This window comes from Pseudomonas sp. W15Feb34 (assembly GCF_023127765.1).
GTDB classification, from domain to species: domain Bacteria; phylum Pseudomonadota; class Gammaproteobacteria; order Pseudomonadales; family Pseudomonadaceae; genus Aquipseudomonas; species Aquipseudomonas synxantha_A.
In genome coordinates this window covers 1-19,050 of the sequence record NZ_SPKN01000014.1, presented here as the reverse complement: position 1 = coordinate 19,050, position 19,050 = coordinate 1, and the positions used below count along the sequence as shown (strand labels likewise).

Here is a 19,050-nt window from a genome sequence, read left to right as displayed (position 1 = left end):
CTGCATGGCAAGACCCTGGGCGTGCTCGGCCTGGGCAGTATCGGCCAGAAAGAGTCCATACATAGGAGCGAGCTAGCTCGCTCCTACACTGATCGGCATTAGACGTGATTATCCGATTTGATCACGGCATTTTCACAAGGCCTTCACTTTTCGACCTATAAGGTCAGGCCTACCTACTCCAGTGAATCACTTGGCCCGCCCTCTCCTCGCGGGCCTTTTTTTTGCGTGCGCAAACCTTTATTAGCCATCACGCTTGATCGCTGTCATGGTAAAGCACAGGGGCAGTTGCGCGGCCTGATGCTCATATTGATCGTAGAGTTCTTCCCGGTTGGAATGCGGGTATTCCTGCAAATGAGCGATCTGCAACTGCGCTGCGATAGCCGCGCTGACCACACTGCCCAGGGTATGTACATACCAATAGGAGGTCGGCCCGGGCCGCTCGTCCTTCCCTTCATAGACAATTGCCTCCTGCAGCACAAAGGGTTCACGCTGGAAGTAAGAACTGGCAGGCAGCATCGGGTTGGCCCCACAGGGGTCAAACACCTCAAGAAAGGGATGGGTTTCGTACATGACCAACGTACCGCCGGGCTTCAGCACACGGGCAACCTGGCGCATGAACAACGCCACATCCGGCATCCAACCCAGTACGCCAATGGTCACCAGGGCAATATCGAACCGTGCCTGCAAACGCTCCGGCAAATGGTGGATATCGGTCTCAATGAAATCAGGGCTGTGTGGCGAGACCTCGGCCAATTCCCGCGCCTGTTCAAGAAACGCCCGGGATTGATCAACCCCCACCACCGAACGGGCCCCCAAGCCATACAACGAAAGGCTTTCGCGTCCGTTGTTGCAGCACAATTGCACCACGTCCTTGCCCACCACACCTATCTCATGCAGCAACGCGGTGATAGTGGGGTCAAGGCAGGAAAAGTCAGGTTCGGCCACCGAGGCCAGTAGCTCCCTCCAGGTCGCCGTGTCTTTGTGCAACCGGGCCGATTCGTCCCAAGCGTTTTTATTGCTGGCAATCGCCTCTTGCGCTGAGGGCATGTCCATTGCGTCTCCAGAAAGTCAATACAGCGGGCTTAGGAACATAAGCCAAATATCTGCCAGATAAAACCCGCAGCCCCAGCGAAACTTATGGCCAAGCCTACCGGTCATTAAGCCATCGCGTGTTCAGCCCTTGAACGCCGCTCTTGAAGGTCGCACTGTGGCCCATCATTCAGATCTGCGTACCGCCCTTTCCCTGGACAGCCTGAACTTCTTCCTCGCGGATGTTCGCGACGGTCTCGGGCCGTACCTGGCGATCTACCTGCTGGCGGTCCATAAATGGGACCCGGCCAGTATCGGCGTAGTCATGACCCTGGCCGGTATCGCCGCCTTGATCACCCAGGGCCCGGCGGGTGCGCTGATCGACCGAACCCGCAGCAAGCGTGCAGTCATCGCGATTGCCGCGCTGCTGGTCACCGGCAGTTGCCTGATACTGCCCTTCGTCAGTTCATTTGGCTGGGTGGCGCTGACCCAAGCCGCCAGCGCCGTTGCCGCATCGGTATTCGCCCCGGCCATTTCTGCCATCTCCCTTGGTATTACCGGCCCCCGTGCTTTCACTCGGCGTACCGGGCGCAACGAAACCTTCAACCACGCCGGCAACGCCGTGGCCGCACTGCTGGCCGGGGGCCTGGCGTATCTGTATGGGCCTGTGGTGGTGTTTTACCTGATGGCGTTTATGGCAGTCGCCAGTGTCATTGCGGTCAGTTGTGTTTCTGGCAAGGCGATTGATCATGAGGTGGCCCGTGGCTTCGATCCCGCCCATCACAGCGACCATGAGCAGCCATCGGGCCTGACCGTCTTGCTGGCTAACCGCCCGTTGCTGCTGTTCGCCGTCTGCTGCGCGCTGTTTCACCTGGCCAATGCCGCGATGCTGCCACTGGTCAGCCAGAAGCTGGCGCAGATCAACCTGCAGATGGCCACGCCCCTGACCTCAGCCTGCATTGTCGCCGCACAGTTGGTCATGGTCCCGATCGCCTGGCTGGTCGGGCTCAAGGCAGATATCTGGGGGCGCAAGCCGCTGTTGCTGGCCGGCTTTCTGATACTGCCGCTGCGTGGCGTGCTGTATACCCTGTCCAGCGATCCGTATTGGCTGGTGGCGGTGCAGATGCTTGACGGTATCGGCGCGGGTATTTTCGGCGCGTTGTTCCCGGTCATCGTCAAAGACCTGACCCAAGGCACCGGGCGTTTCAATGTAAGTCTGGGTGCCCTTTCCACTGTGTTCGGCCTCGGCGCGGCGCTAAGCAGCAGCCTGGCCGGCTTCGTGGTGCAACAGGCCGGCTATAACGCAGCCTTTCTGACCTTGGCGGGCGTGGCGGGCGTGGCGTTGCTGCTGTTGTGGCTGGCGATGCCGGAAACCCTGGCAAAACCCAGCCTGCAGGTGCCGGTAATGGGCTGAAGCAGAACACCCCAGTCATCCAAGGTGCTCTGCCCGGCCTGCGTTCAGGAAATAAAGATGCCTGCGCCATTCAACTGAGTCATGTTCACGCCCATTAACATCACCGAGTTGTCACCAAAGGCCAGCACGGTGTTGTCCTCGAACGTCGAGGCATAAGAGCGGTAATCGTAATCCTGGCCCAGGCCAGCCATACCCATGAACACCAGCTTATCGCTGGCCTGGTAACCCTGGATCCGGTCGTTGCCGAAGATGCCGTCGAACAGGAAGGTATTACTGCCACCGCCTGCAACCATCAGGTCATTGCCGGTGCCGCCGACAAATACGTCATTACCCGGGCCTCCGATCAGGTGATCGTCGCCGCCCAAGCCGAACAGCCAATCACCCGTAGCATGAGCGGTGAGGACATTGTCATGGGCATCGCCGTTGGTGGAGGCCGCGTAGTGCGTCAGGTCGTTACCGGCCAGCAGGCCATCGCCGGTCACCTTATAAGTGATGTCATTGGAGCCCCAAGGGATTGAAGTCCACGGTATATAGGCCGTTTCTTTGCTGACCAATGCGCCGATATCCCGGGTCATACTGATACCGCCATAGGCGTCGTTGACATACAACGTGCCATCGCCGTCATTGGCAAAGCTGAAGGCGCCCAGTGGCTTTTGCAGTTCGAAGACGTTACTGCCCTGCCCCCCCAGCAGGATGTTGTAGCCGCCGTCATCGCGGAAACGATCATCACCTGCGCCACCTTCCAGGAAGTCATTGCCCGCTCCGCCCTTGAGCAGGTCGTTGCCCTCAGTACCGAAGATGAAGGTATTGCCGGTGTGTTTTTCGGCGTAGCGGTTCAGGTCTTGCACCCAGGTGGTTTCACGCGTGGCCTCGCTGAGGCTGGAGAGTACGATGGTCGAGTCTTTGCTGGTCAGGTCGTAGAAATCCGAGGACGCGATACGCTTCATGCCTTGGATGTAACCGTCCAGGGAGTGAGCCTTGCCGACTCCCCAGTTGAGGGCATTGGGTAAATGCGCCCAGGCTGAGGCGTAGTTATCGGTAAAGCTGACCAAGTTATTGGCCGCCGAATCCCAAACGCTATCGTTACCCCAGCGCAGTGCCGATGTATTGATGCCTTCGCCATCAATGGCCTTGAACACCAGGTCATTCTCATAGCCGATATTCAAGATCCGAGTGTCACCCGAACGTTGTGTGGGTGAGGCAAAGGTGACGTAGTTGGCATCCTCGAAGAAACCGCCCCAATGATCATGGCTCAAGGTCGCCAAGCTGTTGGCCCCGAGTGCGCCGAGGCTATGGCCGGTGACCAGGATATCCTTGCCGGTCAAGCCCTGGCTCCTGGCGTAGCTGGCGACGTGCTCCAATAAGCCACTGAACGCGAACTGAGCATAATGGGCGGCGTACCCGGGAACGGCGGCAGCAGCCAGATCGCTGGCGACGTCGCCCAATCCATCCCAGGACAAGCCAAAGGACGTCCCACGAAAGGCAACCCCCATGGCGATCAGCTTACCCACGCCATCGTACTGTCCCACAATCTTGACGTTGGCGGAGGGAGCCAATACCGTCTCGCCCCAAAAGGTGCCGTACTCGTCGACTTTCTGCGTCACCCCCAGTGCTTGCGCACCGATAGGCGCCCAACCGCCAGCGGTCAGCGGTTGGCCGCTGGCGTCATAAGCGTAATCGGACAAGGCCAAAGCGTCGTTCAACAGCGCCTTGGCCTTCTGGCCCGTCATGCTCTTGTAATCGAAAACCCCCATACCGATTGCCCCTTTTCAGATGACTTTTGATGTGGCCGCAGTGCCCATTGCCGGGACAGATTGGTGATGGACGGGAAAAGACTGTCAATCGTTACCTAAAAAATGAATACCTGCCCGCGGGCCCGAGCTTTGATTTCAGCGCTTCGAATCACACAAGGCGCGGAACATCGTCGTCGACTGCCATACAACTGTCGCCTCACATATGCGACAATGCGCGCCAAATTCCAACACACATCCCAAATTTTCCGCTCAGCGACCGGGTTTCGCGCCTTGATGTCGCTGTTGACGCATGCCTGAAGGCACCTGCCGTCACGCTCGCAACCCATTGATAGGTAAAGTAATTGATCTCCACAGCTAACATCACCATGCAGTTCGGCGCCAAGCCGCTCTTCGAGAACGTCTCGGTCAAGTTCGGCGCCGGCAACCGCTATGGTTTGATCGGGGCCAACGGTTGCGGCAAGTCGACCTTCATGAAAATCCTCGGTGGCGACCTCGACCCGTCCGGCGGCCAGGTTATGCTGGAGCCGAATGTGCGCCTGGGTAAACTGCGCCAGGACCAGTTCGCCTACGAAGAATTCACCGTGCTCGACACCGTGATCATGGGCCACGAGGAGCTGTGGAAGGTCAAGGCCGAGCGCGACCGTATCTACTCGCTGCCGGAAATGAGCGAAGAAGACGGCATGGCCGTGGCCGAGCTGGAAACCGAGTTCGCCGAAATGGACGGCTACACCGCCGAATCCCGCGCCGGTGAGTTGTTGCTGGGCCTGGGGATTCCCCTGGAGCAGCATTTCGGCCCGATGAGCGAAGTGTCCCCAGGCTGGAAACTGCGTGTATTGCTGGCTCAGGCGCTGTTCTCGGACCCTGAAGTGCTGTTGCTCGACGAACCGACCAACCACCTGGACATCAATACCATCCGCTGGCTGGAAAACATCCTCACCCAGCGCTCCAGCCTGATGATCATCATCTCTCACGACCGTCACTTCCTGAACAGCGTGTGCACCCACATGGCTGACCTGGACTACGGCGAGCTGCGCCTGTTCCCGGGCAACTACGACGAGTACATGACCGTGGCGACCCAGTCCCGCGAGCAGTTGCTGTCGGACAACGCCAAGAAGAAAGCGCAGATCTCCGAACTGCAATCCTTCGTCAGCCGCTTCTCGGCCAACGCCTCCAAAGCCAAGCAGGCCACGTCCCGTGCCAAGGCGATCGACAAGATCCAACTGGCCGAAGTCAAGCCGTCGAGTCGTGTGAGCCCGTTCATCCGTTTCGAGCAGAACAAAAAGCTGCACCGCCAGGCGGTCATGGTCGAAAAGATGGCCAAAGGCTTTGACGGCAAGCCGCTGTTCAAGGACTTCAGCTTCCAGGTTGAAGCTGGCGAGCGCGTGGCAATCATCGGCCCGAACGGTATCGGCAAGACCACCCTGCTGCGCACCCTGGTCAACGAACTGACCCCGGATGCCGGCAGCATCAAGTGGACCGACGCCGCCGAACTGGGCTACTACGCCCAGGACCACGCCCACGACTTCGAAGACGACGTGAGCCTGTTCGACTGGATGGGCCAGTGGACCCAAGGCGAACAAATGATCCGTGGCACCCTGGGCCGCATGTTGTTCTCCAACGACGAAATCCAGAAGTCGGTCAAAGTGATCTCCGGTGGTGAGCAAGGCCGCATGTTGTTCGGCAAGCTGATCCTGCAAAAGCCGAACGTATTGATCATGGACGAACCGACCAACCACTTGGACATGGAATCCATCGAAGCGCTGAACCTCGCTCTGGAAAACTACCCGGGCACGCTGATCTTCGTCAGCCACGACCGTGAGTTCGTATCGTCCCTGGCCACCCGCATCATCGAGTTGAGCCCTAGCGGCGTGATCGACTTCAGCGGCACCTATGACGACTACCTGCGCAGCCAGGGTGTGGTGTTCTAAGAACGCCCTCAGCTTCCAGGGCAGTCAGATCCAAATGTGGGAGGGAGCTAGCCCCCTCCCACATTGGTTAGAGCAGTGGCATCATGGCCGTACCGCCCGCCAGCGATCGAGTACCCATGCCTGCCGCCCCCTCCTCCCTGTCGATCACCCTGCAGATCGTCTCCATCGTGTTCTACACCTTCATAGCCTTTATCTGCATCGGCCTGCCGATTGCGGTGATTCCAGGCTATGTGCACGAACAACTGGGTTTCAGCGCAGTTGTCGCCGGGGTCACCATCGGTTCGCAATACCTGGCCACGCTGCTCAGCCGCCCAATGGCCGGGCGGATGTCGGATAACGTCGGCACCAAGCGTGCGATCGTGCTGGGCCTGGCCGGCATCCTTATCAGCGGCGTGCTGACCTTTATCGCCACCCTGGTGGACAACCTGCCAGCCTTGAGCCTGGGCATTCTGATCGTCGGTCGCCTGTTGCTGGGCGTGGCCCAGGGCCTGATTGGCGTGGGCACCATCAGTTGGTGCATGGGCGCGGTGGGGACTGAACACACCGCCCGCTCGATCTCCTGGAATGGCATCGCCTCCTACGGTGCCATTGCCGTTGGTGCGCCGGTCGGCGTGGTGATGGTGGCGGAATATGGCTATACCAGCCTGGGAATTGCCCTGGCGGTGCTGGCGGGGTTGGGGCTGGTGCTAATCCGCAATAAACCGTCGGTGCCGGTGGTGCGCGGTGAGCGGCTGCCGTTCTGGGCAGTGTTCGGGCGCATCGCGCCGTTCGGCACCAGCCTGTGCCTGGCGTCGATTGGCTACGGCACGCTGACGACCTTCATTACCCTCTATTACCTCAATCGTGGCTGGAGCGGCGCAGCGTATTGCCTGACGGTATTTGGCATGTGCTTTATTCTGTCGCGCCTGATGTTCATTTCTGCCATCAGCCGGTTTGGCGGGTTTACCGCCGCTATCGCGTGCATGAGCATCGAAACCCTGGGCCTGGCGCTGCTGTGGCTGGCACCCTCCACCGGCGTTGCCTTGATCGGTGCCGGGCTGACCGGCTTTGGCCTGTCGCTGGTGTACCCGGCGCTGGGGGTTGAAGCCATCAAGCAAGTGCCGGACAGCAGCCGAGGTGCGGGGCTGAGTGCCTATGCGGTGTTTTTCGACCTGGCGCTGGCGATTGCCGGGCCGTTGATGGGGGCCGTGGCGTTGAATCTCGGCTACGGCTGGATCTTCTTCTGTGCCGCGTTGCTGTCGGTCAGCGCACTCGCCCTGACCGTACTGCTCAGGCGCCGCGCCTACTGATCAGCGGTCTGCAGGCCGGCACGCGTCGCCTCACCGAGGGTTCGGCTGAAAAAGCGCCCGGCCTCGGAGACCATATCGCGGTGAATACCTTCGCGGTCGACGCCATCGGCATCGGTGCAGATGCCTGGCATTGTCGCCAGTTGATCGCTGTCGCATGGCGCCATGAATACAAAGTGCCCTGCCCCGGCCAACAGCTTGAAGTCCGGTGGCTCCGGCAGTTTACGCGCCAGGGCGGCAGCGTTTTTGTCCACCGCCACCAACTGGTCGCCGTCGCCACTGTAGAGCAACACCGGCACGTGCACATCGGCCAGAGTGTGGCGGCCGAACATCAGGCTCAGTGGCGCCATCAGCATCAAGGCATGGATGCGTGGGTCGGCCTGGGGCTGCAAGTCGTCGCGGTCGACCACCAACTCGCCCTTGGTGGTGCAGGCATCACGGTCCTCGGGGCGCTGCTGGCAGTAACGGCGCAGGCGCTCGAAATCCGGCTTGGCGCCCGCCAGGATCAGCGCGGTTTCGCCACCGGCGGAATAACCGATCACGCCAATCTGATCGACATCGACAAAGGGCGACAGCATGGGATCAGCCAGGGTCGCGGTGATCGCCTGGGAGATCTGGATCGGCCGGCCATATAGATTACTCACAGTGCCCAGGCGGCTGTGGTCCTTATAGTTGTCGCCGGGATGCAGGACCGCCACCACCACAAATCCCTTGCGCGCCAGTGACGTGGCCAGATCATGCAAGGCCAGGGGCGTGCCGGTATTGCCGTGGGACAACATCAGCATGGGAAAACGGCCGATGGCAACCTTGGCGTCTTCACTGGCCGCGACCTGATAGGCGCCCAGCGGCGTGGTGCGTTCGGTGTCAGTGGAAGGGTAAAACGCAATGGCCTTCATCGGCTGCGAATCCAGCGGGTCGAGCACGCTCATGCGATGAAACCCCACACTCCAATGCGGGTGCGGTGCCGGTGCAGCGTGCACTGAAAGCAGGCCGCTAAGCAGCGAAAGAACCAGAACAGCACTAAGACGCATCATGGGGATGTCCACCTTTGCTGCGTAAGAACCGGCATGTCGAATAAAAGTCCAGGTATCGGATCCCTATCTGCATAACCTCTGCATAACCTGGGCCACAAACGAAAAAACTCCGTACTCCGCTCGCGTTCAGGCGATCAGAATACAGAGTTTAGGCGCCCGGCTTCAGAATGAAACCGGGCAACGGCTTAATTTACACAAGCCTTACGCGGCGGCGAACAACTGCTGGTTGATCCGCACGTTGGCGTCGTTCAATGCTTTGCTGCGCGCTTCATCACCGTAGGCCAGCCCTTCAGCGCGGACGATTTCAATATTGGTGATGCCGAGAAAACCGAACAGCAGTTTCAAGTAGCCTTCATGGGCAGCGCCAGATGCCTGATCCGCGTGCAAGCCACCGGCCGTGGACACGATAATCACCTTCTTGTTACCGCACAGGCCTTCAGGGCCGGCTTCGGTGTAGCGGAAGGTCTGGCCGGCAACCGCGATGCGATCAATCCAGGCTTTCAACTGGGTAGGAATAGTGAAGTTGTACATCGGTGCGCCTACCACTATGGCATCGGCGGCGAGGAATTCAGCCAGCGACGATGCACTCAGTTCCGCCTCGTGCTTTTGCGCGGCATCGCGCAGTTCGGCCGCAGTGCCCAGTGCACCCAGGGTAGCGCCGGAGAAGTGGTTGATGCCTTCGCTGGCCAGGTCACGGTAAGTCACTTGCACACCCGGTTCAGCCGCTTGCCATGCCTTGACCACACCGGCACTGAGTTGGCGGGAAGCCGAGTTGTCGCCGAGGATGCTGGAATCGATATGCAGTAGTTTCATGGTGGATCTCCGAGGTGGGATCGACAGTGGCGATCAGATGGTGGTGATGCTACGCATGAAACCAATAGTCGATAAGCCACCTGAAATGCGATAGTTTGTCCTACTGACAGGACAATAGGCCGACCATGCAAGACCTTAATGATCTCTACTATTTCGCCAAAGTCGTCGAAGCCGGCGGTTTCGCCGCGGCGGGCCGGCTGCTGGGGATTCCCAAGTCCAGGCTGTCACGGCGCATTGCCGAGCTTGAAGAGCGCCTGGGAGCGCGCCTGCTGCAACGCACTACCCGACAACTGACCCTGACTGCCGTGGGCGAGCGTTACTTGCGCCATTGCCAGGCGATGTTGCTGGAAGCGGAGATGGCCGATGAGGCCGTGGCGAGCATGTCCAGCGAGCCGCGTGGACGCCTGCGGGTCAGTTGCCCGGTGGGTCTGGCCCAGCAGATCCTGCCGGAATTGGTGGCAGGCTTTCTGGCCGCGCACCCGTTGGTGCAATTGGACATGACCTTGGTCAATCGCCGTGTTGACCTGGTCGCCGAAGGCATTGACGTGGCGCTACGCGTGCGAGAGTTGGGCGACGAAGACCCGCTGCTGGTCACCAAACGCTTGCGCCAGGCGCATACCGTGTTGGTCGCCAGCCCTGGCTTCATGCGTGATCGGCAAGTCGAAACCCTGGAAGACCTCAAACAACTGCCCATACTCGGCGCACTTGAGGCGGACCGCATGGTGCACCAACGCATTATCGACCCGCAGGGCAATGCCCATGAGTTGGTGATGGAGGCCCGCCTGGGCATCGAAGACTTTATCGTGCGCAAGACCAGCGCGCTGCTCGGCGTCGGCTTCACCGTGCTGCCGATGATGTATTGCGAAGAGGAACTGGCCAGCGGCCGCCTGGTGCAATTGCTGCCGCAATGGTCATTGCCGGGCGGCTGGTTGCAAGCCGTATACCCGCATCGGCGCGGCGTGCTGCCAGCGATCCGCGCGTGGATCGACTACCTGGAAGAAGGCTTCAAAGGCTGTGGAGATCGACTGCTATGAGCATGACCGAAACACAAGTGGCCGCGTTCTGCCTGACCCTGCCCGGTGCGCGGGAAGATTATAAATGGGGCGGCGTGCGCGTGTTCTCGATTGCCGGCAACAAGATGTTCGCCTTGCAGAACCTGCGCGGCGACTCGCTGGCGTTCAAGGTCGACAAGGAACTGTTCCTGGGGCACGTCGACCGCCCCGGCATCCACCCCGCACCGTACCTGGCGCGGGCGCAGTGGATCATCATGAACACACCCTACCCGCTGGGCGCCGATGAGCTGCGTGGCTTGTTGCAGCGCTCCCACCAACTGGTGGTGAGCAAACTGCCCAAGCGCACGCAGGTCGGTTTGTTGCTAGAGGATTGAAAGCAGCGTACCGCCCAGGAACAGCTGGTCCAGCCAAAACACCTGATGCAGCAGCACGATCACCCAGAACAGCACCTGGTAAGACACCTTGCGCGTCTTGTGCCTGAACACCTGCTGGGCAATCAGCGCCCCCGGCCAACCGCCTGCCAGCTCGACAGCGTGCAGAATGTTTTCCGGGATGCGCCGGCCCTCGGTCTGCGCCTTGCGCTTGTCGCTCCAGTACAGGAAGAACGCCACCACACTGACCACGCCATACGCCGCCAGCGGGATCACCGTCTCGCCGCGATACCACAGCACCGCTGAACCCAACAGTGGCGCGGCGCATAACAACACAAAGATCAGCGCCTTCAGGCGTGGATGCTGGATGCTCATGGCTTGACCGCAGTCCAGTCGATCCAGCCGAATTGCCAGGTCGCCAGGATGACCAGGCCGAAGGCAATCCGGTACCAGGCAAAGACCGCGTAGCTGTGGCTGGCGATGAACTTGAGCAAGCCCTTGACCGCGATCATGGCGAAAATGAACGAGGTGACAAAACCTATGGCGAATACCGGGAAGTCCGCCGGCTGGAACAGGTCGCGGTACTTGTAGCCCGAGTACACCGCCGCCCCGACCATGGTCGGCATGGCCAGGAAGAACGAAAACTCGGTGGCCGTCTTGCGCGACAGGCCGAACAACAGGCCGCCGATAATCGTCGCACCGGAGCGCGAAGTGCCCGGAATCATTGCCAGGCACTGGGCCAGGCCGACCTTGAGGGCGTCTTTCCAGGTAATGTCATCCACCGTTTCAGCGCGCACCGCATGTTGGCGCTGTTCGGCCCACAACATGATCACCCCACCGACCACCAGGGCACTGGCGACGGTGATCGGGTTGAACAGGTAATGCTTGATCAGGTCGGCAAAAATCACCCCCAATACCACCGCCGGCAATACGGCGATGATCAGGTTGACGGTGAAACGCCGGGCCTTGGGCTGGGTCGGCAGGCCGATGACCACATCGAGGATCTTGCGGCGAAACTCCCAGACCACCGCCAGGATCGCGCCCAGCTGGATGATGATATTGAAAGCTTCGAAACGCTCGCCGCCGAAATTGATCAGGTCGGCGACGATGATCTGGTGCCCGGTACTGGAGATCGGCAGGAACTCCGTCAGCCCCTCGACGATGCCGAGAATCAATGCCTGTATGGCGGTCCAAAAATCCATGCTCTCTCCAAAGGTCATGCGCGTGGCATGCCTCTTAGTCTTTTTTAAAGTTCACTGACGACGAGCGCACTCAAGCGCCCGCGGTTGATTCTCAACGCCGGTCTGCAAAAATTCCGTGAAAAATCAGGCAGTACTCAGGTTTTTCGATTCCGGGCCGAAAGCCTATCAGACACGCCGGAAATCTCGAAGCAGCACCACAATTATAAAGAGCATGGAGTGACAGGACGATGAACAGTTTGCGCAGCATGTCGATCAGCCGCCGCCTTTGGCTGATCCTGATAGTCGCCGTGTTGATGCTGCTGGCCTTGGGGCTGCTGATGCTGAACCAGATCCACGGCGACCTCTACCAGGCCAAGCGCCAGCAGACCCAGCACGTGGTGCAGACCGCCAGTGGCGTACTCGGGTATTACCAGAACCTGGAAAAAACCGGGGTACTGACCCGTGACGCCGCGCAGCAGCAAGCCCTGAGCGCGGTGCGTGGCCTGCGCTACGACCACGATGACTACTTCTGGATCAACGACCTCACCCCCGTGATGATCATGCACGCGGCCAACCCCAAGCTCGATGGCCAGAACCTCTCGGCGATTCGTGACCCGGATGGTTTCGCCGTGTTCAATGAGTTCGTGATCCTGGCCAAGGCCAAGGGCGCCGGGATCGTCAACTATCGCTGGCCGAAACCGGGCGCCGACGCACCGGTGGAGAAAACCTCCTATATCCAGCTGTTCGAACCCTGGGGCTGGATTATCGGCTCCGGCGTGTACGTGGATGATGTGCAGGCCGAGTTCAAGACCCAGGTATGGAAAGCCTCGGCAATCGGCCTGGGCATTGCGCTGATGATGGCCGTGCTGGTGGTGCTGATCGCCCGCAGTATCGTGCAGCCATTGCAGGCGGCGGTGAATGCCATGGGCAATATTGCCAGCGGTGAAAGCGACCTGACCCGCAGTCTCGACACCCATGGCAGCGACGAGCTTACTCAGCTGGCCCGCCACTTCAATGGCTTCACCGCCAAGTTGCGCCAGGTGGTCGGCCAATTGCAGGTATGCGCGAACGCTTTGGGCCAGTCATCCACCGAGTTGGGCCACAACGCCAGCCAGGCCCACGACCGCAGCCAGCAGCAGTCGCAGCAGATGGAGCTGGTGGCCACCGCCATCAACGAAGTCACTTACGGCGTGCAGGACGTGGCCAAGAATGCCGAGCACGCGGCCAGCGAAATGCGCGATGCCCAGGCCCAGGCGCAACAGGGCCAAGTGAATATTGACGGCAGCTTGCAGCAGATCGATCAGCTCTCCAGCACCATCAGCCAGGCTGTGGAGGTGATCCGCACGCTCTCCAGCGAAAGCACGCAGATCGGCGGAGTACTGGAAGTGATCCGCTCCATTGCCGATCAGACCAACTTGCTCGCCCTCAACGCCGCCATCGAAGCTGCCCGCGCCGGGGAGCAAGGCCGTGGCTTTGCGGTGGTCGCCGATGAAGTGCGCTTGCTGGCCCAGCGCACGCAGAAATCCACCGCCGAAATCCAGGTGATGATCGAGCGCCTGCAAGGCCACTCGGAAGCGGCGGTCAAGGTCATCAGTGACAGCCACAGCGCCTCGCAACTGACCATCGAACAGGCCGGCCAGGCCGGAGCCAGCCTCACCGCCATCGGCCAGGCACTGCACAACCTCAACGGGTTGAATGCTTCGATTGCCAGCGCCACCCTGCAACAAGCCCATGTGGTGGAAGACATCAACCAGAACGTCACCCAGGCGGCCGGGCTGTCCCACAGCACGGCGCTGGCAGCGGAACAATCCAGCGTGGCGAGTGCGCAGTTGCGGGGTTTGAGTGAACAGCTTGATGGGCTGTTGCGCCAATTCCGAATCTAGCGCCGGGTAAATTGTGGGAGGGGGCTTGCTTAGCCTTATGTAGGAGCGAGCTTGCTCGCGAAAAACCCAGAGGCGCCGCGTTTACTCAGGAAGCACGCGTTACCGTTGACGTTTTTCGCGAGCAAGCTCGCTCCTACACGGGGCATGGTGGCGAGCCCCCTCCCACATTTGTATTGCTGTGTTTTGAGGATCGGTGAGCTCTGGGTACAATCACCGCCCTCTCCCACTTCCCAAGGATCCGCCATGTCCGGGCTTGAACTGTTCGCCGCCGCCCTGGGGGTGATCGCTGTCTGGCTGACGGTCAAACAAAACCCTTGGTGCTGGCCCATCGGCCTGGTGATGGTGCTGCTCTACACCTGGGTGTTTTTCGAGGTCAAGCTCTACTCCGACATGCTGCTGCAAGTGGTCTACGCCGCGTTGCAGGTGTATGGCTGGTGGCAATGGACCCGTGCCGGCGAAGTCAAACAGGGCCGTCAGGTCACCAGCCTGCGAGCGCCTGCGATCATGATCAGCCTGGCCGTAGGCGCCGTCGGCAGCCTGTTGCTCGGCGCCGCCATGGCCCACTGGACCGACGCCGCCCAGCCCTGGCTCGACGCCGCCCTCACCGGTTTCAGCCTGGTGGCGCAGATGTGGATGGCGCAAAAGCGCGTGCAGTGCTGGGCGCTGTGGATTGTCGTTGACGTGATTTTTGTCGGGCTGTTCCTCTACAAAGGCCTCTACCTGACAGCCGCGCTCTATGCACTGTTTACCGTGATTGCCGTACAAGGCTGGCGCGAATGGCGCGCCGACCCGGCGTTGCACTCATGAAGGTGGTGGTACTGGCAGGCCCGGAATCCAGCGGCAAAAGCTGGTTGGCGGCGCAACTGAACGCGCACTTCGGCGGGTTGATGGTGGGTGAATACGTGCGGCATTTCATCGATCACCATCAGCGTGACACGACCCTGGCGGATATCCCCGCCATCGCCCATGGCCAATTAGCCTGGGAAGACAGCGCCCGCGCCCGACGCCCTGCGCTGTTGATCCTCGACACCCACCTGCTGACCAACAGGCTATGGAGCCAGACCCTGTTTGGCGATTACCCCGGTTGGCTTGATGACGAACTGCTGGCCCGGCAGTACGACCTGCACCTGCTGCTCTCCCCCGAGGACGTGGAATGGAGCGCCGATGGCCAGCGCTGCCAGCCCGAACTGGCCGATCGCCGGGCGTTTTTCCAGGCCAGCCTGGAGTGGATGCAACAGCATCAACAGCCGGTGGTGGTGATTCGCGGGGATTGGGAGCAGCGTCGCCAAGCGGCATTTTCCGCAGTAGAGCAGTTGCTCAAGCGCTGACACACTTCCCCTGTGGGAGCGGGCTTGCCCGCGAATGCTATGTATCAGCTAGCACATGCATAGACTGACCCACCGCTTTCGCGGGCAAGCCCGCTCCCACATTTTTTACCGTACCAGGCTTTAGTAACCCAACGACAAGCCCGTATTGCGCCGCGGATCGTTCGCCCCATAGAAACGATTGTTACCCACTGGCTTGCCACCCAGGGAAGGCGCGCCTACCAGGATCGCCGCCAAGTGGTTGGCATCTTGCGGGCCTGCAAACTTATGGCCCCAGCTTTCGAGGATCTTCTGGGTATCCGGGCTGACCGCAAAGGTCTCAAGGTTAGTGGTCTCGGGCATCCATTGCTGATGGAAGCGTGGTGCGTCGACCGCTTCCTGGATATTCATCTTGTAGTCGATCACATTCAGGATGGTCAGCAAGGTGGCGGTGATGATGCGGCTGCCACCTGGTGTGCCGACCACCATGACCGCCTTGCCGTCCTTGGTGACGATGGTCGGGCTCATCGACGACAGCGGCGCCTTGCCCGGTGCGATAGCGTTGGCCTCACCCTGCACCAGCCCGTACATGTTCGGCACGCCGACCTTGACGGTGAAGTCGTCCATTTCATCGTTGAGGATAACCCCGGTCTTGCTCGCCATCACCCCGGCACCAAACCAATCGTTGAGGGTGTAGGTCACCGAGACCGCGTTGCCCCATTTGTCGACGATCGAATAGTGAGTGGTGTTGTTGCCTTCGTGGGGTGACACACCTGGCTTGATCGCCTGGGAATCACCGGCCTTTTGCGGCTCGATGGCGGCGCGCAACTTGGTGGCGTAGTTCTTGTCCAGCAGATGCTCGATCGGGTTCTTCACGAAATCCGGATCGCCGAGGTAGCTGTTGCGGTCCACGTAGGCATGGCGCATCGCTTCGATCTGGTAGTGCAGGCCCTGGGCCGAGTGATAACCGAGGTCGGCCATCGGGTAGCCTTCGAGGATGTTCATGATCTGGCAGATCACCACGCCGCCCGAACTGGGTGGCGGCGCCGAGACCACATGATAACCACGGTAATCGCACTCGATGGGCGCCAGTTCGCGGGTCTTGTACTTGTCGAGGTCAGCCTGGGTGATGATGCCCTTGCCGGCCTGGCTGGAATCCACCAAGGCCTTGGCCACCCAACCTTTATAGAAACCGTCGGTGCCCTTGGCGGAGATTTCCTTGAGGGTTCTGGCCAGGTCTTTTTGCACCAATTTCTGGCCCACCTGCATCGGTTGGCCGTTGTGCAGGAAGATCCCGCGCAAATCCTGATCTTTCTCGAATTCGCCAGTGGCGGTGTGCAACAGGTCGATATCGCCCTGCTCCAGCTCAAAGCCGTTTTCCGCCAGTTTGATCGCCGGGGCAATCACTTGGGCGCGCTTGAGAGTGCCGTATTTGCTCAGGGCCAGTTCCATGCCGGAAACGGTACCCGGTACGCCGACCGCCAAATGGCCTTTGGCGCTGAGGCCCTCGACCACGTTGCCGGCCTTGTCCAGATACATGTCGGCGGTGGCCGCCAACGGGGCCTTTTCGCGGAAGTCGAGGAAGGTCTTGCGTCCGTCCGCCAGTTGCACGGTCATGAAACCGCCGCCACCGAGGTTACCCGCCGCCGGGTACACCACCGCCAGCGCGTAGCCCACGGCAACGGCTGCATCCACTGCATTGCCGCCGGCCTTGAGCACATCCACGCCGACATGGGTGGCCAGGTGCTGGGCCGTCACCACCATGCCATTTTCACCGGCCACCGGGGCCTGGGAAGCGGCTTGTACTCCGTTGACCGTCAACACCAACGCGGTGGCGATCAAAGTGCGGTGCAAAGGTTGGTATTTCATCCATGGCTACTCTATTTATTGAGATGCGCCAAAATAGCCGCTCCCAAATCTAATCCCCAGTGCAATGGCGTTTTTATTACAGAACTTGTCGGTCATGGAACGGACGCGTAACGAAACAGCGAATAAACCGAATGTGGGAGGGGGCTAGCTCCCTCCCACATTTGTACCGTCAATGGCGCTAGAATCAGCGCCACTTTTTCGCCGCCGCTTTGATACGAGCCTTTTTCATGAGCTTTGATTTCGACACGCTCCACCCACGCCACGGTACCGGCAGTACCAAGTGGAGCCGTTACCCGCAAGACGTTCTGCCGATGTGGATCGCCGATATGGACATCGCCGCACCGCCCGCTGTATTGCAGGCCCTGCACACGCGCCTCGACCAACAGATTCTTGGCTACAGCGTAGCCGGCCCTGATGTGCGCGAGGCCATCATCGCGGACCTGTGGGCCAAGTACGCCTGGCGCGTACAACCTGAAGAACTGCTATTTCTGCCTGGCGTCGAGCCTGGTTTCAACATGGCCTTGCACGCCTTCGTCCAACCCGGCCAGGCGGTAGTGCTGCAAACCCCCAACTACCGGCCGATTCGCCTGGCACCCGGCAACTGGAATCTGCCGCGCATCGAAATGCCGTTCGAGTTGATCAACGGCGCATACGTCACGCCAATGCCTGCGATGCGCCAGGCATTAAGCGGTGCCGGTGCGCTGCTGCTGAGTAACCCGCACAATCCCATCGGCAAAGTATTCCCCCGCGAAGAACTGCAGGCTGTGGCCGACGCCTGCCTTGACAGCGGCGCGCTGATCATCAGCGACGAGATTCATGCCGAGCTGTGCTTCGATGGTCGCCGGCATATCCCCACTGCCAGCCTCAGCCCCGAGATTGCCCAGCGCACTATCACCCTGATGTCGGCGAGCAAGGCGTATAACGTGGCCGGCTTGAAGACCTGCTTCGCCGTGGTGCAAAACGCCGAGCTGCGCGAGCGCTTCAATAACGCGCGCTGCGGCATGGTCGACAGCGTCAGCCCCCTGGGCCTGGAAGCCACTCGCGCGGCCTACAGCCAATGCGGCGACTGGCTCGCTGCGCTGTTGCAGTACCTGCAGGCCAACCGTGATTACCTGCTCGATGCGCTAAAGACCCGCCTGCCCGGTGTAGTGATGCACGCACCACAAGGTACCTTCCTGGCGTGGCTCGATTGCAGCGCATTGGGCCTGGAAGACCCGCAACGGTTCTTTCTGGAACAGGCCAGGGTCGGCCTGAGTGCCGGGATTGAATTTGGCGATGACAGCCAACAGTTCGTGCGCCTGAACTTCGGTTGCCCACGGGCGATGCTCGAGGAAGGTATACAGCGCATGGAACGTGCCTTGCGCCAGCGCTGACTTGCCCAGCGAAACATTCGTGGGAGGGGTAAGCAATCCCCACCCACGTTTTCCATTCACAACTTGGCGATGGACACTTCCGTCGACTTCACAAAGGCAATCACTTCGCTGCCCACCTTCAATTCCAGGTCACGTACCGAGCGCGTGGTAATCACCGAAGTAACAATGCCGGACGCCGTCTGCACGTCGATTTCCGACACGACTTCCCCCAGCAGAATTTCCTTGATTACGCCTTTGAACTGGTTGCGCACGTTGATCGCTTTGATGGTCATGTCGGCTTTCCTTTTGGCTGTTGGGTCAATCCGCACGAATGCGCAGGCCCCCAAAATGCGCCTCACGAGAAAACATTAAAAGAAATAAATAACTATTTATCCATTCCATAATGATATATGAGGGAAATATCCTTCGGCGCCCATCTGCCCGGCGCCGCACGCTCGACAGCGACGTATGACCGCATATCTTGTGCGTTGACCAACCTTGTTACACACCATATAGTGTGCCCACAAACAGAACAGACCACTACATAGTGTGCAGAATCGGTATTCCCGACCACACTCAGCGCAGTATTTCAATGCCTGGTAGCCTGCAAATCGCACATTTTTGGACGGGTTGAACACCGTCAGAACGGATCAGAAGGGAGTATTTCAATGCTGAGTTGGGATGAAGTCGACAACGAAGACACCGGTGCAGCGGTGATCAAAGGCGCCAACGCCGGCCACGCCACCGAAGCCAACATGGACCGCCTCGACGGTGCCGGCGCCGCTGCCGCCATCGAAGCCCGCGCCGTCACCGCCAGTG

General features: G+C 60.1%; 17 protein-coding genes and 1 pseudogene. 10 read left to right on the top strand and 8 right to left on the bottom strand.

The window, feature by feature from the left end:
* Positions 1-240 precede the first annotated feature (240 nt).
* Positions 241-1,053 (bottom strand): class I SAM-dependent methyltransferase, encoded by an 813-nt coding sequence (locus E4O97_RS07180; protein WP_148854546.1) that lies wholly within the window; start codon positions 1,051-1,053, stop codon positions 241-243.
* Between the two features lie 154 nt (positions 1,054-1,207).
* Here E4O97_RS07180 and E4O97_RS07175 point away from each other — a divergent pair, with 154 nt between their 5' ends.
* A complete protein-coding gene (locus tag E4O97_RS07175) occupies positions 1,208-2,443 on the top strand; it encodes an MFS transporter (protein ID WP_005788510.1) in 1,236 nt (411 codons plus the stop codon).
* A 44-nt stretch (positions 2,444-2,487) separates the two neighbouring features.
* On the opposite strand, the gene E4O97_RS07170 is transcribed toward E4O97_RS07175, so the two are convergent.
* Entirely contained in the window at positions 2,488-4,197 is a 1,710-nt protein-coding gene (locus E4O97_RS07170; RefSeq protein ID WP_248133411.1) for a polyurethanase, read from the bottom strand.
* 341 nt (positions 4,198-4,538) lie between these two features.
* Here E4O97_RS07170 and E4O97_RS07165 point away from each other — a divergent pair, with 341 nt between their 5' ends.
* Positions 4,539-6,125: an ABC-F family ATPase gene (locus E4O97_RS07165; RefSeq protein ID WP_003191057.1), complete on the top strand. Its 1,587-nt coding sequence runs from the start codon at positions 4,539-4,541 to the stop codon at positions 6,123-6,125.
* A 116-nt stretch (positions 6,126-6,241) separates the two neighbouring features.
* Complete coding sequence (locus E4O97_RS07160) at positions 6,242-7,414, top strand: MFS transporter (RefSeq protein WP_248161033.1); 1,173 nt, start codon at positions 6,242-6,244, stop codon at positions 7,412-7,414.
* Here E4O97_RS07160 and E4O97_RS07155 read toward each other — a convergent pair.
* Together E4O97_RS07155 and E4O97_RS07150 are read right to left on the bottom strand one after the other, a co-directional pair.
* Positions 7,408-8,445: a dienelactone hydrolase gene (locus tag E4O97_RS07155; protein WP_032875656.1), complete on the bottom strand. Its 1,038-nt coding sequence runs from the start codon at positions 8,443-8,445 to the stop codon at positions 7,408-7,410. The genes E4O97_RS07160 and E4O97_RS07155 overlap by 7 nt on opposite strands.
* Before the next feature lie 201 nt (positions 8,446-8,646).
* Positions 8,647-9,258 carry an FMN-dependent NADH-azoreductase gene (locus E4O97_RS07150; RefSeq protein WP_005788514.1) on the bottom strand — a complete coding sequence of 204 codons (612 nt, stop codon included), beginning with the start codon at positions 9,256-9,258 and terminating at the stop codon, positions 8,647-8,649.
* 125 nt (positions 9,259-9,383) lie between these two features.
* On the opposite strand from E4O97_RS07150, the gene E4O97_RS07145 reads away from it, so the two are divergent.
* On the top strand, positions 9,384-10,292 hold the full coding sequence (locus E4O97_RS07145; RefSeq protein WP_057702965.1) for a LysR substrate-binding domain-containing protein: 909 nt from the start codon (positions 9,384-9,386) through the stop codon (positions 10,290-10,292).
* Entirely contained in the window at positions 10,289-10,645 is a 357-nt protein-coding gene (locus tag E4O97_RS07140; protein ID WP_032875662.1) for an MmcQ/YjbR family DNA-binding protein, read from the top strand. Before E4O97_RS07145 ends, E4O97_RS07140 begins: the two co-directional genes overlap by 4 nt.
* On the opposite strand, the gene E4O97_RS07135 is transcribed toward E4O97_RS07140, so the two are convergent.
* Together E4O97_RS07135 and E4O97_RS07130 are read right to left on the bottom strand one after the other, a co-directional pair.
* Positions 10,634-11,017, bottom strand: coding sequence for a DUF1294 domain-containing protein (locus E4O97_RS07135; RefSeq protein ID WP_103734265.1), 384 nt, complete (start codon positions 11,015-11,017; stop codon positions 10,634-10,636). The genes E4O97_RS07140 and E4O97_RS07135 overlap by 12 nt on opposite strands.
* Complete coding sequence (locus E4O97_RS07130) at positions 11,014-11,844, bottom strand: undecaprenyl-diphosphate phosphatase (RefSeq protein WP_005788518.1); 831 nt, start codon at positions 11,842-11,844, stop codon at positions 11,014-11,016. Before E4O97_RS07130 ends, E4O97_RS07135 begins: the two co-directional genes overlap by 4 nt.
* A gap of 227 nt (positions 11,845-12,071) precedes the next feature.
* Between E4O97_RS07130 and E4O97_RS07125 the strand changes: the two genes are divergently transcribed.
* The 3 genes from E4O97_RS07125 (at position 12,072) to E4O97_RS07115 (ending at position 15,034) form a co-directional block, all read left to right on the top strand.
* Positions 12,072-13,706, top strand: a complete 1,635-nt coding sequence (locus tag E4O97_RS07125) for a methyl-accepting chemotaxis protein (protein WP_032875667.1) — start codon at positions 12,072-12,074, stop codon at positions 13,704-13,706.
* 243 nt (positions 13,707-13,949) lie between these two features.
* Positions 13,950-14,513 (top strand): nicotinamide riboside transporter PnuC, encoded by a 564-nt coding sequence (gene pnuC / locus E4O97_RS07120; RefSeq protein WP_194438364.1) that lies wholly within the window; start codon positions 13,950-13,952, stop codon positions 14,511-14,513.
* Complete coding sequence (locus tag E4O97_RS07115; protein ID WP_248161034.1) at positions 14,510-15,034, top strand: AAA family ATPase; 525 nt, start codon at positions 14,510-14,512, stop codon at positions 15,032-15,034. The genes pnuC and E4O97_RS07115 overlap by 4 nt, the downstream gene beginning before the upstream one ends.
* Before the next feature lie 120 nt (positions 15,035-15,154).
* On the opposite strand, the gene ggt is transcribed toward E4O97_RS07115, so the two are convergent.
* A complete protein-coding gene (ggt, locus tag E4O97_RS07110; protein WP_078821441.1) occupies positions 15,155-16,879 on the bottom strand; it encodes a gamma-glutamyltransferase in 1,725 nt (574 codons plus the stop codon).
* A gap of 227 nt (positions 16,880-17,106) precedes the next feature.
* On the opposite strand from ggt, the gene E4O97_RS07105 reads away from it, so the two are divergent.
* Positions 17,107-18,252, top strand: a complete 1,146-nt coding sequence (locus E4O97_RS07105) for a PatB family C-S lyase (protein ID WP_248161032.1) — start codon at positions 17,107-17,109, stop codon at positions 18,250-18,252.
* 56 nt (positions 18,253-18,308) lie between these two features.
* Here E4O97_RS07105 and E4O97_RS07100 read toward each other — a convergent pair whose 3' ends face one another.
* Positions 18,309-18,524 carry a TOBE domain-containing protein gene (locus E4O97_RS07100; RefSeq protein ID WP_003173733.1) on the bottom strand — a complete coding sequence of 72 codons (216 nt, stop codon included), beginning with the start codon at positions 18,522-18,524 and terminating at the stop codon, positions 18,309-18,311.
* A 375-nt stretch (positions 18,525-18,899) separates the two neighbouring features.
* Between E4O97_RS07100 and E4O97_RS07095 the strand changes: the two are divergent.
* A pseudogene (locus E4O97_RS07095) lies at positions 18,900-19,050 on the top strand (ribonucleotide-diphosphate reductase subunit beta); the annotation flags it as partial.